The organism is Streptomyces sp. B93 (assembly GCF_018070565.1).
In the GTDB taxonomy this organism is placed as follows: Bacteria; Actinomycetota; Actinomycetes; order Streptomycetales; family Streptomycetaceae; genus Streptomyces.
Genome location: NZ_JAGPXL010000011.1, coordinates 189,161 through 201,756, shown reverse-complemented (window position 1 = coordinate 201,756; position 12,596 = coordinate 189,161). Strand labels below are relative to the sequence as shown.

At 70.9% G+C, this 12,596-nt stretch carries 9 protein-coding genes; 5 read left to right on the top strand and 4 right to left on the bottom strand.

What is annotated here, in order from left to right:
• Window positions 1-7 precede the first annotated feature (7 nt).
• Complete coding sequence (locus KBY47_RS14130; protein WP_210921422.1) at window positions 8-1,270, bottom strand: N-acylneuraminate cytidylyltransferase; 1,263 nt, start codon at window positions 1,268-1,270, stop codon at window positions 8-10.
• A gap of 35 nt (window positions 1,271-1,305) precedes the next feature.
• Window positions 1,306-2,655, bottom strand: a complete 1,350-nt coding sequence (locus KBY47_RS14125) for a DUF6716 putative glycosyltransferase (protein ID WP_210921421.1) — start codon at window positions 2,653-2,655, stop codon at window positions 1,306-1,308.
• A 198-nt stretch (window positions 2,656-2,853) separates the two neighbouring features.
• Here KBY47_RS14125 and KBY47_RS14120 point away from each other — a divergent pair, with 198 nt between their 5' ends.
• From KBY47_RS14120 to KBY47_RS14110, 3 genes are all read left to right on the top strand, one after another.
• Window positions 2,854-3,840: a glycosyltransferase family 2 protein gene (locus tag KBY47_RS14120; protein ID WP_210921420.1), complete on the top strand. Its 987-nt coding sequence runs from the start codon at window positions 2,854-2,856 to the stop codon at window positions 3,838-3,840.
• Window positions 3,840-5,192: an alpha-2,8-polysialyltransferase family protein gene (locus tag KBY47_RS14115; RefSeq protein ID WP_210921419.1), complete on the top strand. Its 1,353-nt coding sequence runs from the start codon at window positions 3,840-3,842 to the stop codon at window positions 5,190-5,192. The genes KBY47_RS14120 and KBY47_RS14115 overlap by 1 nt, the downstream gene beginning before the upstream one ends.
• A 129-nt stretch (window positions 5,193-5,321) precedes the next feature.
• Window positions 5,322-6,164, top strand: a complete 843-nt coding sequence (locus tag KBY47_RS14110; protein WP_210921418.1) for an FkbM family methyltransferase — start codon at window positions 5,322-5,324, stop codon at window positions 6,162-6,164.
• A gap of 53 nt (window positions 6,165-6,217) precedes the next feature.
• Here the strand turns inward: KBY47_RS14110 and KBY47_RS14105 are convergent, their stop codons facing one another.
• Entirely contained in the window at window positions 6,218-8,548 is a 2,331-nt protein-coding gene (locus KBY47_RS14105; RefSeq protein WP_210921417.1) for a glycosyltransferase, read from the bottom strand.
• Window positions 8,545-10,047, bottom strand: coding sequence for a glycosyltransferase family 29 protein (locus KBY47_RS14100; RefSeq protein ID WP_210921416.1), 1,503 nt, complete (start codon window positions 10,045-10,047; stop codon window positions 8,545-8,547). The genes KBY47_RS14105 and KBY47_RS14100 overlap by 4 nt, the downstream gene beginning before the upstream one ends.
• A gap of 222 nt (window positions 10,048-10,269) precedes the next feature.
• On the opposite strand from KBY47_RS14100, the gene KBY47_RS14095 reads away from it, so the two are divergent.
• Both KBY47_RS14095 and KBY47_RS14090 read left to right on the top strand, forming a co-directional pair.
• Window positions 10,270-11,463: an acyltransferase gene (locus tag KBY47_RS14095; RefSeq protein ID WP_308405153.1), complete on the top strand. Its 1,194-nt coding sequence runs from the start codon at window positions 10,270-10,272 to the stop codon at window positions 11,461-11,463.
• A gap of 129 nt (window positions 11,464-11,592) precedes the next feature.
• Window positions 11,593-12,594, top strand: a complete 1,002-nt coding sequence (locus tag KBY47_RS14090; protein WP_210921415.1) for a class I SAM-dependent methyltransferase — start codon at window positions 11,593-11,595, stop codon at window positions 12,592-12,594.
• Window positions 12,595-12,596 lie beyond the last annotated feature (2 nt).

The following is a 12,596-nucleotide window of genomic DNA, read 5'->3' as shown; positions in this document are numbered from 1 at the left end:
GGATTCCTTACTTGGTGAGGGGGTCGAGAGAGTCGAGCGAGGGTCCGAGGATCCAGCCGGCGATCTCTCGGATCGCGCCGTCGCCACCGGGGACGGTGGTCACGGCACGGGCGGCGCCACGGACGATGTCGTGGGCGCTGCCGACCGCCACGGGCCAGCCGACGAGGGCGAAGCACGGGAGGTCGTTGACGTCGTTGCCGACGTAGAGCACGCGCTCGGGCGCGATGCCCTGGTCCTCGCACCACTGCTTGAGGGCGAGGTCCTTGCGGTCGACGCCGTGCAGCACCGGAAGCTTCAGCTTGCGGGCGCGGGCGGCGACGACCGGGTTCTGTTCCGTGGACAGGATCAGCATCTTCAGCCCCGACCTGCGCAGGGCGGCGATGCCGAGTCCGTCGCCGCGGTGCACGGAGACGAACTCCCGTCCCTCGGAGTCGATCAGCACCCGGTCGTCGGTCTGGGTGCCGTCGAAGTCGAGGACGACCGCGTCGATGTCGTCGGCGGTCGGGAGGGCGCCCGGGCGGTCGGCGTCGAAGAGCGGGGCGAGGGCGCGGGCCCGGGCCAGCTCGTGCGGGTCGTCGATCTCCAGGACGCGCGCGGGGTCGGTGCGCACGAGTTCGGTGTGGCCGAAGAAGCGGTGCCCGTGCTCGCGGAAGCCGGGGGCGGCCATCGCGTAGGCGGCGCCGGTCTCCAGGTAGTCCTGGGGGCGGTCCTGGCGGCGCGGGCGGAAGGACTTGTCGTGGTTGACGCCGTAGCCGCCGGTCACCGGCTCGCCCTCGGTGTCGGTGGCCTCCTGGTCGGCGTCGCGCCAGACGAAGCCGTGGAAGGGGGCGACGGTGACGGCGGTGTCGGCGCCGTTCTCGGCGACCGCGGCGGCCACCGCGTCGATGTCCTCGCGGACCAGGAAGGGGCTGGTGCACTGGACGAGCAGGACCACGTCGACGGGGACGCCGTGCAGGGCCTCGTGGGCGTCCATGGCGTGCCGGACGGCGGCCTCGGAGGTGGCGGTGTCGCCCGCGATGGCGGCGGGGCGCAGCACGACCTCGGCGCCGGCCTGCCGGGCGGCGGCGGCGATGGCGTGGTCGTCGGTGGAGACGACGACGTCGGTGACGAGCCGGGCGGCGCGGCACTCGCGCACGGCGCGGGCGACCAGGGGGACGCCGCCGACGGGGGCGAGGTTCTTCGCGGGCACGCCCTTGGAGCCGCCCCGCGCGGGGATCACGGCGAGCACCCGGCGCGGCGCGGCGCCCGGTGTCGCTTCCGGGTTGGACATGGAGGTACTCCTGCTTCGAAGGGCGTGCGGGAGGGTCACAGCTCCCCCATCCGCCGGATGACGGGCGCGACCCGCTGGACTCCGTGGCGGTAGGCGCCGCGGGCGGCGCGGCGCACTATCTGCCGTACGGGGCCGGGCTCGCGGTCGTGGGCGGGGGCGCCGGGCAGCGGGGTGCCGTCGGGGCCGAGGTGGTGGCGGGCGAGGATGCCGGGGAGGTATCCGGGCGCGGTCACGGGTGTGTAGTACGGCCGGATCGGCGGGAGTCCCCCGGGCCGGTCGAGGAGTTTGGCGATCCGTTCGCGGGCGGCGTCGAAGGCGGTCGGGTAGGAGCCGTCGGCGCACACGCCCTGGCGGGCGGTCCACTCCTCGTCGGGGGCGGGCCGGTGCCCGGCGTCGAGCTGGTCCCAGGAGGCGAGGCAGCCCGAGCCGGTGAAGTGGTGGTTGCCGAGCGTCTCGCGGATGCCGAGGTCGGTGAGGACGACGGTGGGGATACGGCGGTGCAGTGACTCCAGCGCGGCCGTGGAGCTGACCGTGACCAGCAGGTCGGTGCGGTCCAGGACCTCGCCCATGTTGCCGTAGACGAGCTGGAAGTTGGGCGGCAGTTCGCCGTGCCGCTGGGCGAGCTTCTGGTAGGGCAGTTCCTCGATGTGGGTGGTGTGCTCACCGGGCTTGGAGCGCAGTTTCAGCAGCACCTCGCGCTCGGGGTGCAGCCGGGCGTGCTGGATCAGCCGGTCGAGGAGGTAGGTGCGGTCCCTGCGGCTGTCCGGTACGGAGGGCTGGGCGGCGAACACCACGGTGTACGGGTCGTGTTCGCCGGTGTAGGGGGTGCCGCCGAGGAACGGCAGCGCCACCTCGGTGACCGTGGTCGAGTCGGCGCCCACCCCGTCGTACACGGCGCGGAAACGCTCGGCGTCCTGGCGGGAGTTGGCGAGGACGAGGTCCGCGCCGTGCCGCAGCAGCAGGCCGTCGGCGAGCTTCTCGTAGACGACGCCGACATAGCCGGTGACGATCACGGGCCGGTCCGCGCGGTCCTCGTAGACGCGTGCCAGACCGTGCAGCATCGCCTGGACACCGCCGCCGACCAGTGACAGGACGAGGACGTCGTACGACTCCCGCGCCATGGTGCGCAGGAACTCGACGGCGGTGACCTCGCGCAGCGAGTCGGCGCGCACGCCGACCTCGGCGAGCTGCCGGGCGGTGGGGGTGGCGCGGCCGCGCAGCAGGAATCCGTCCAGCGCAGTGGTGACTTGCGTGTCGCCGAGCGCTCCGGCTTCCATGGACGGGCCCGGAACGATGCGGCCCGCGGTCAGCGCACCCCATTTCCAGCGGGTGTCGGAGTCCGCGAGTACTGCGATCCGTGGGGGCTTCGTTGTACTTGGTGGCACATCCCAAAACCTAGGGAGGAATTCCTAGTTGTGGTCGAACCGCCACGCAACAAAAAGTAAACAGCAGACCACCGAAAGCCGAACTGGCTCGTCAACGCCCAGGAAGTACGCGGCATGCACCGTTCCGACACATTGAGTTCACCTTCCGTACCCCAAGCGGAAAGTTCCGCAGCCGGGCCACCTCCTAAGCTTTCCCAGGTGCCCAAGCTCTCCGTGATCGTGCCGTTCTACAATGTCCAGCAATACGCTCCGGACACCCTCAGGAGTCTTCGCGCAAACGCTCGAGAGGATTTCGAATTCATCCTCGTGGACGACCATTCGAGGGATGAAACACCGGCGATTCTCGAACGCGCTGCCGAGGACCTCTCGAAGGTCGCCGAAGTGCGCCATGTCCGCCACGAGGTCAACGGCGGCCTCGCCACGGCCCGCAACACCGGTCTCGACCTCGCCCGCGGCGAGTACCTCACCTTCCTCGACGGCGACGACTGGCTGGCCCCCGGCTACCTCACTGAACTGGTGACCGCCATCGAGGACTTGGGGTGCGACTTCGTGCGCACCGACCACGTACAGACCACCGCCCGCGCCCGGTCCGTGCACCGGGCCCCGGTCGGCCGCCGGTACGAGGTGCTGAACCCGCGTGAGGCCATCCTCCCCGTGGACCGCACCACCTCCGTCGACTACGCCTACGCCTGGGCCGGGGCCTACCACCGCAGGCTCCTCGACAAGGGGGTCCTGCACTTCACCGACGGGCTGCGCACCGCGGAGGACCGGCCGTGGATCTGGAAGCTGCACCGCGAGGCGGAGACCTTCGCCGTGGTGAGCCTGCTCGGCGTCTTCTACCGCCGTGGGGTGGCCGGTTCGCTCACCCAGATCGGTGATGTCCGCCAACTCGACTTCATCCGGGCCTTCGACCAGGTCGTCGAGGAGACGGCGGCCGACCGGGACGCGGACAAGCTGCTGCCGAAGGCGGTGCGCACCTACTGCGCGATCATCGCCCACCACCTGTCGGGGATCGAGAAGTTCGAGCCCCCGGTGGCCAAGCAGCTGCGGGTGATGGCGGCGGCGGCCATAAAGCGCATGCCCCAGGACGCCCTCGGCGACGTCCTCGACACCATGGACCTGCGGCGCGCCGCCAAACTGCGGCGGCTGCGGCGCCGTATCACTCCAGCGAAGGCGGCCGCCTGATGTCCCGAACCACCCGGACCACCCAGATCTTCTGTGTCTCCACGCTGTACGGCGCCGCCACCCTGGCCGCCGCGCTCGACTCCGACCTCTTCGAGGACGCGGACCGCCGGATGCTGCTGGTGTTCAACAACTCCACGACCCCGGAGACCACCCCGTCCGTGCACGAGATGCCCGGCTTCGGGCCCCTGCGCGACCACTTCGACGACGTCGCCCTCTACAACGACGCCATCCGGCCCTTCCACCCCGGAGCCTGGTCGCCGCGCCCCGACGACCTGCCGCTGTTCGAGCGGTATCTGCGGCTGCTGTGGGACCTGGGCGACGACCGGGTGGAGTTGGTGCTGGAGTCCATCCAGGTCAACCCCGCGCTCGCGCTCGCGCAGATGTTCACCGACGCGCCGGTGCACGTCTACGCGGACGGGCTGATGAGCTACGGCCCCACCCGCAACAAGCTGGACCCGCTGGTCGGCACGCGTGTACGGCGGCTGCTCCACCTCGACCTGGTGCCCGGTCTCACGCCGATGCTGCTCACCGAGTTCGACGTGAGCGCGCAGGTGGTGCCGACGCAGGCCTTCACCAAGGTGCTCAGCAGCCTCACCGGCGCCTCCGGTGAGCTGCCCGCGCTGCCGGAGAACGCGGCGCTGCTGCTCGGCCAGTACCTGTCGGCGCTGAACATCCTCACCCCGGCCGAGGAGGAGGAGCTGCACGTACGGATGATGCGGGGCGCCGTCGAACGCGGGCACCGCTCCGTCGTCTTCAAGCCGCACCCCACCGCCCCGGCCCGTTACAGCCTGGCCCTGGAGGCGGAGGCGGAAAAGCTCGGCGTGGAGCTGACCGTGATCGGCTCACCCGTCCTCGCCGAGGTGCTGTTCGAGAAGACCAGGCCCGCGCTGGTCGTCGGCTGCTTCTCCACCGCGCTGTTCACCGCGTCCGCGTTCTACGACCTCCCGGTCGCCCGCGTCGGCACCGAGCCGCTGCTCGACCGGCTCACGCCCTACCAGAACAGCAACCGCGTCCCGGTCACCCTGGCCGACGCGCTGCTGCCCGAGCTGTCCGACCAGCGCGACGGCAGCCGCGACGACCTCGCCGTCCCGGCCGAGCTGCTGGGCGGACTGGTCACCGCGGTCGGGTTCACCATGCAGCCGCAGATCTACCCGAGCCTGCGGCCGGCCGTCGAACGGTTCCTCGCCGCCCACTACGGGCCTCGCCTCCAGCGCTATTTCAAGCGCCGCCGTCTGACCTCCCTGGGGCTGCCGGGAGGCATCCCGGAGCGGCTGGGCTTCCTGCCGCGCAACGCCACGGCACGGCGCGTCGTGCGCCGGGCCCGGGCCCTGAAGAAGGCGGTACGGCGCTGACCGTCCGGGCGGGTCACGGCGGTGCGCCGCGACCCGCCCACCCGGGGGTTGCCCGGACGACGGCGAAATCCCGGTGAACAGCGCAGGAACGGATGTCCGAGCCGACGGGCCCGGTCCTACGCTCGCCGGGTGCGCATTCCTCAACTCGAAGAAGCCAACGCCCGCACGCTGGCGCATGCGGCGACCGTGCGGCCGGTGTCGACCGGGGACATCATCCGCAGCCACCGGAAGAAGCACCCGTACCGGGGTCTGGCCCAGATCGACTCCCCGTACGGACCACCCTTCGTGATGTTCTGCGTCAACGACGACGCCGTGGCCCTCGACACCCTGTGGAACGGGCGGTTCGGCTATGAGCCGGGCACCCTGTCCACCTGGTCGCGACTGGCCGCCGGGAGCGGGACGGTGGCCGACGTCGGCGCACACGTCGGCTACTTCACCATGATCGCCGCGCTGGCGAACCCCCGGGCGAAGGTGCACGCCTTCGAGCCGGTGGACATGATCCACGCCCGGCTCGCCGTGAACCTCCGGCTGAACAACGTGCAGAACGTACGGCGCCATCAGGCCGGGGTGTCCAGCGAGCCGGGCTGGGCCGACATCAGCGTCCGCTTCGCCGGGAACCTGCTGTCCACCGGCTCGACCCTGGAGCAGTCCGCCGGGGACGCCGAGCTGAAGCGGATACGGCTGGTCACCCTGGACGAGGTGTTCGACGGGACCCGGCTGGACCTGGTCAAGATCGACGTCGAGGGCCATGAGATGTCGGTGCTGCGGGGCGCCCGCGGGACGCTGGCCCGCGACCGGCCGACGGTGCTGCTGGAGGCTCTGGTGGGCGCCCCCCTCGACCCCCTGCTCGCCGAGTTCTCACCCCTCGGCTATGACGCCCACTGGATCGCCGAGGCCGACGGTGAACTCGTCCCGGCCTCCGCGCCGCGCCCGAAGGGCACCCGGAACCTGCTGTTCACACCGCGGCCCTGAGCACCGAGGGTCCCGGCGGCGCCGCCGGGACCCTCTCGCCGTGCCGGATGCCGTCAGCCGCCCAGCAAGGTGCGCAGCTCCGCCGCGTTCGCCTGGGTGACCTTCCACAGCTCCTGCTGCCGTCCGTGGAGGTCCGCGACGGTCCGGTCGTGGTCGGCGAGGAGATCGCGGGCGCGTTCCACCAGGACGGCGGCGAGGTTCCGCTCGTGCACCGAGACGCCCCACTCGGGCCGCTCGATGTCCCGCAGGAAGTACGCCATCTTCGGGTGCGAGATCAGGCTGATGATGGGCGTGCCACAGCCGAACGGGATCATGCCCGCGTGCCCGCGCATGCCGATGACCAGCCGGGTACGGGCGTAGAGGTCCCGGATCTCGTCGTTGTCGAAGTCGTACATCGGGATGACCGGCAGGGAGATCCCGTGCTCGCGGCGCAGGTCGAAGGCGATCCGCTCGTCGTCGAGGGAGTGCGCCACGCACCGCACCTCGGCGAGGTCACCGAGGTCCCGCACCGCCTGGGCCATCTGCGCGAGGAAGTGGCCGTAGTCGTGGCCGAAGCGCAGGGCGGCGCGGTCGTAGGCGGCGTTGATCAGGATGGTGTCCTCGCGCCGGGACGGGTCCGTCCAGCCGTCGACGAGCTGGCGGGTGACCGTGGTCGGGCAGGGCTGGAAGCGCACCCTGTCGTGCAGGTGCGCCGGGAGCATCGCGCGGACCTTCTCGATCGAGCCGTGGTTGCGCAGTCCGAAGAACGCGGACTTCTCCACCAGCAGCCGCAGCGACTCACGGAACCTGGTGGCGCGGTAGGACTGGCCGTCGAATGCGTTGAATCCGACGGCGTACACCGCGATCGGCACCTCGATGCGCTTGAGCAGGTCGTCGGGGACGTTCCACTGCCAGGCGCTGTTGCCGTTGGGCATGGTGTCCGGGATGAACAGGCCGCCGCCGCCGATGACCATTCCGCGGCGGGCGTTGACCCGTTCGAGGGCGGCCTCGTCGAAGAGGCGGTGGGCGTGCACCGGGTGCCAGCGGCGGGGGCCGGTGTCCTGGTCGAAGGCGAGCCGGACGCTCTCCGGGAGGAGCTTGTCGCCCGCGTTGCCCTGCCGGTCCATGTAGAAGGCGACGTGCGCGAGCTGGTCGGCGGCGCTGCCCTGCTGCTGGGCGGGGACGCCGACGGCGCGCTGGTGCCAGATGCGGCTGGCGCGGTGGGTGGGGTCGACGGTGAGGCCCTGGAGGGCGTACTTCTGCGCGGTCTCGTCGTCGCCGTGCACCCAGGCGATCTGGGCGAGCCGGGAGAAGGCGGTGGCGGCGCGGTTGGGCGCGGCGGTGGCCAGCAGCAGCTGGGCGCGGGCCTCGGCGTAGCGGGAGACGCTCAGCAGGGCGTGGCCGTAGACCTCGTGCGGCCAGGCCTCGTCGACGGGTATGTGGACGCGTTCCATGATGTCGACGGCGGCCTGGTAGTCACCGGTGCCGATGTGCGCGAGGGCGACCCGGCGGGCGGTGTCGACGTCGCCGGTGCGCTCGACGTGCGGGGTGCCGTAGTGCACCAGCAGGTCCCGGTGCGGGGCGCCCTTGGTGAGGAAGGCGGTGTGCAGCTCGGCGTCGTCGATGTCGAACTCGCGCCAGCGCTCCTGCGCCCTGTCGTAGCCCGCCTCGCCGCCCTGCCAGGGCTTGTGGCGGCCGGTGAAGTGCAGGATGGCGGTGTCCTCGGGCACCGCGAGGTCCCCGGACAGGCGCCGCTTGACGAAGTTGTACCGGGCGTCCAGGCGGACGAAGTCGCCGTCGAGGACGGCGTTCAGGATGCCCTGGTCGTGTTTGTCGAGTTCGTAGGAGCCGGAGCGGCCGACCTGGTCGATCTTCCGGCAGAACTCGTCGGTCAGGTACTCCTTCTGGATCACCAGCAGACCGCTGTTGAGCTTGTGCTGCCCGTAGAAGAACTGCGGTACGGCGGCCAGGCCCTCGCGCAGCGACAGCAGTTCGGCGATCGAGTCGAGGACCACCATGTCGGTGTCCAGGGTGATGACCGTGTCGTAGTCGCGTATCCGGAACACGTCGAGGATGAAGTAGGCCTTGCGGACCAGGTAGTTGTCCTGGTCGCCCTTGGCGTACGTCTCGTAGTGGTCGGCGTCGACGCGGCGGAAGACCACGCGCGGGTGCAGGGCGCGGATGCGGGCCACGGAGGACGGCTTGAGGTCGTCGTGCAGGACGATGAAGTCCTCGCAGACGGCCGGGTTGGACAGGGCCAGGGAGCGCAGCAGGACGAGGAACCCCGGCAGGTAGTTCTCGTCGACGAAGCTGGCGAAGGCGATCCGCCGCTTGCCGGTGAGGGCGCGGGCGTCGGTGGCCGGTCCCGCCGGCGCGGGGGCTGCGGGTATGTGGGTCGCGGTCATCGCAGGGAGATCCTCATGCCGGAGACGCTCTGGGCCCGTTCCATGACCCACGCCTTCTCGCTGGTGTATTCGTGCACGGACGTGATCGGCATCTTCATCGCGGCGTCGAGTCGGTACGCGCCGCTCTCGTAGAAGTCGAAGCCGATCAGGTCGAGGGTGGGGCTGACGTCGAGGAAGTCGAGCAGCCAGAGCATGTTGAAGCCGCTGGTGGGGATCGCGGGCCAGGCGTCCGTGCCGAGCTTGCCGATGTTGCGGACGGGCCAGCGCAGCGATTCGTCGCCCAGGTACTTCTGCGCGCCGGGCACCAGGCGGTTGCGCAGGGAGTGCTTCCAGTCGCCGGAGATCCCGCCGAAGACGAGCCGGATGTCGACCGGCCGGTCCCAGTTGAAGCCGTGCTTGTGGATGGTGACGTGGATGTCGGTCCGCGCGCCGGTGTGAGCCGGGTCGATCTTGAAGGAGTTGAAGCGGACCACCAGGTCGTAGGCGTCGATCTCGGCGCCCAGCGAACTCGTGCCGACTTTGCCGGAGTTGGCTATCAGGCAGATCGACTTGCCCGCGATCCTGTTGCGGAACTCACCGAGGGTGAGCCACTGGAGGCCGCCGAAGGTCGGGTCGGACAGCGGGCCGCGCATCCGGTTGCGGCGTTGTTCGGCGAAGCGGGCGATGATCTCGGTGAGTTCGGGGGTGGGGCGGGCCGCCCGGTCGCCGGTGCACAGGTCCAGGTAGTGGCTGAGCGCCTCCTGGAAGTCCTGCTCGGGGCTCTCGGCCCGGTCCATGGCGAGCAGGGCGCCGACCAGCCGGGGCTCGGCCCCGTCCCAGTCCCCGGCGCCGTACGCCGCGAGCCCGTCGGCCCACACGTCGGTGGGCGGCTGCCCGGCGTACTGCGCCGCCTCGGGGACACCGCGTTCCAGCAGGGCCAGCAGTTCGGCGCGTCCGGCCTGGGCGGCACGCAGTCCGGCGATCTTGGTGCGGACGCCGAAGCCGTCCTCCTTGGTCAGCCCGACGTAACGGTCGAACGCCTCGATGGCGGCGTCCGGGTGACCCATCGTCTCCAGCAGCCGGCCGCGCAGCCGCCAGCCCGCGCGCGAGTTCCTGCGCTGGCTGAGCACGGTGTCGGTGATGAGCAGGGCGAGGTTCAGCTCGTCGTCGTAACCACAGTCGAGGGCCTTGTTGCCGACCGCGAGGAGGGCGTCGAGCAGGTCGTTGTCCAGCTGCCCGCCGGCTGCCTTGGTGCCGCGCCGCAGCAGTCCGCCGCCGCCCGTGGCGGCGGCCGTCTCCTGGGTGGCCCACAGGGCGAGCAGCTTGCGCAGCTGTTCGGCGAGGGCGATGCGACGGTGGTCGAGGCTGCCCACGAGCTTGCCGCTGTGCACCGCGCAGGCCCGTAGGCAGTCCTCCAGCTCGGCGGGGCCGGGCTGTGCGGTCGGCGGACCGGCGGCGTCTGGCGCGGAGGCCGGGTCCCCCGTCCGGGGACGTGACCATCTGCTGCGAACCCTCGTCATGGTGCTCCTGCGAGTCTGGCGTTGAAGAAACGATCCGGGTGAAGCGTCGACGGCATGGATATGCCACGGCATCAAGGAAGGTTGGAGAACACTAAGAAACCAATACGACCTTCAGGTGAACCACGAGGGGCCGTCGGGCAAATCGTGGTGCCCTCGAACGGAAGTACGCGGGAAAGCGTCCTAGGGTCGGGGTATTCACCCCGCCGTTCGAGAGGTATCAGCGTGACCGAAACGGTCGTGAACACGGCACCGACTTCCGCCACGGCCGTGGTGCCCGACGTTCGGGCCCCTCAGTCCGCGCCCCGCGGCCGGCGGAATTCCGGCGGCAGGCTGCGCGCCCTCGACGGACTGCGTCTGCTGGCCGCCCTGATGGTGGCGCTCTACCACTACGGCGGACGCGGCGGTGACATTACCGTGGCCTGGGGATCCTCGCCGAAAGTGCAGTTCCCGACCCTCCACTCCGTTTTCGCCTACGGCCCCCTCGGTGTGCACATCTTCTTCGTCATCAGCGGGTTCGTGATCTGTATGAGCGGGTGGGGGCGCTCGCTGCGCTCCTTCTTCGCCTCCCGGGCCGCCCGGCTGATGCCCGCCTACTGGGTGGCCGTCGTCCTCGTCACGGGCGTGTTCGCGCTGCCCGCCGTGGTGTACGACGCGGTGACGCCGAGCGAGGCGCTGCTGAATCTGACGCTGCTCCAGGAACCGCTGGGCGCGCACCGGGTGCTCGGGGTGGACTGGACGCTGTGGGTGGAGGTCCGCTTCTACGCGCTGTTCGCGCTCTGCATCGTGCTGCCGGGGGCGAGCCGTCACCGGGTGGTGCTGTTCTGCTCGGTGTGGACACTGGCGGCGGCGCTCGCACAGGCATCCGGAGAACCGTTCCTGGACCTGCTGCTGATGCCCAAGTACGCGCCCTTCTTCATCGGCGGCATCGCCATCTACCTCATCCACCGCGACCGCCGGGACATCACCGCGTGGGGCATCCTCGCCGTGAGCTGGCTGACCGGGCAGCACATCGCGGTGTCCAACCTGTGGCACAGCGACCACCCCGGCCAGTTCTCCTACCGCTCGGCCTCGGTCATCATCCTCATCGTCACCTTCGGGTTCGCCGCGGTCCTCGCCATCGCCCTGGGCTGGCTCCACTGGGCGGACTGGCGCTGGCTGACCGTCGCGGGCGCCCTCACCTACCCGTTCTACCTGGTCCACGAGCACCTGGGCTGGGTCGTCATCAAGTACCTCCACCAGGACCTCGGCGTCCCGTCCGCCGCCACCTTCGCGGCCACGCTCACCGCGATGCTCGCCCTGGCCTGGCTGCTCAACCGGTACGTGGAGCGGTGGGCCACGCCCGTGCTGCGCAAGGCGCTGACGACGCCGGGGAACACCGGAAAGGGGGACGCGGTACGCCGGGCGGGTGACTCTTGAGCCCACTTGGGCACCAAGGCAGGGGAATTGGCGTGAAGTTCGGGTTCTGAGAGGTTTGCTCGCCCTGCTGCGGGCAAGCAGTGCCCAGTTCCTGACCCGCCCCACCGCACAAGGAAGTGCTCCCCCGCTATGAGCGACGCACACACCGCCGTACGCGACGGCGCCCCGGGTCTCCCCGCGGGCGCCACCGCGCCACCCCGCCGTCTCGACGACGTCCGCGGCTGGTTCCCCGTACTCGACCAGGTGCTCTTCGCATGGCTCCTCGACCGGCAGGAGGCCGACGGGGCCAGGGGCGACCTGCTGGAGGTCGGCGTCTACCTGGGCAAGAGCGCGATCTTCCTGGGCCGTCATCTGCGCCCCGGCGAGCGGTACACGGTCTGCGACCTGTTCGAGGGCGACGCGCCCGACGACGCCAACCGGGCCGAGTCCACCAAGTCGTACGCCACGCTCACCCGGCGCGCGTTCGAGACGAACTACCTCGCCTTCCACGACGAACTCCCCCGCGTCCTCCAGGGTCCCAGCTCCCTGGTCCCCGGCGAGGTGCCCCCGGGCTCCTGCCGGTTCGTGCACATCGACGCCTCGCACCTCTACGAGCACGTCCACGGCGACATCGGCGCCGCCCGCGACGCCCTGCTGCCCGACGGGATCGTCGTCCTGGACGACTTCCGCTCCGAGCACACCCCCGGCGTCTCCGTCGCCGTCTGGGAGGCCGTGCTCAACCGGGGCCTGCGCCCGATCTGCCTGAGCACCCAGAAGCTGTACGGCACCTGGGGCGACCCCGGGCCCGTCCAGGAGGACCTGCTGGCGATGGTCCGCGGCCGGGACGACTGCCACCTGAGCGTGCAGCAGGCGGCGGGCCACCGCATCATCCGGCTGAAGGCCAAGCGCGAGATGCGGGCCCCGGCCTTCCCTCTGTCCCGCTACGGCCAGGAGGCCCAGGAGGACGTCCCGGCCGAGCCCACACCACTTCCCCACCAGCCGGTACCGGCACCACCCGCGCCCGCCGCCAAGGCGTCTCCTCCCCGCCGCCCCCGCAGCCGCGCCCGCCGCGTCGTCATCGACCTGCTGCCGCCCCTCGTCACCCGTGCCCTGGTCAAGGCCCGCACGGCATGTCGGCCGACAGCCCGGTAGAA

Excerpts from the sequence above, each read along its gene's own strand:
- KBY47_RS14130 (WP_210921422.1), bottom strand. The coding sequence starts at position 1,270 with ATGTCCAACCCGGAAGCGACACCGGGCGCCGCGCCGCGCCGGGTGCTC.
- KBY47_RS14115 (WP_210921419.1), top strand. The coding sequence starts at position 3,840 with ATGTCCCGAACCACCCGGACCACCCAGATCTTCTGTGTCTCCACGCTG.
- KBY47_RS14105 (WP_210921417.1), bottom strand. The coding sequence starts at position 8,548 with ATGACCGCGACCCACATACCCGCAGCCCCCGCGCCGGCGGGACCGGCC.
- KBY47_RS14100 (WP_210921416.1), bottom strand. The coding sequence starts at position 10,047 with ATGACGAGGGTTCGCAGCAGATGGTCACGTCCCCGGACGGGGGACCCG.
- KBY47_RS14090 (WP_210921415.1), top strand. The coding sequence starts at position 11,593 with ATGAGCGACGCACACACCGCCGTACGCGACGGCGCCCCGGGTCTCCCC.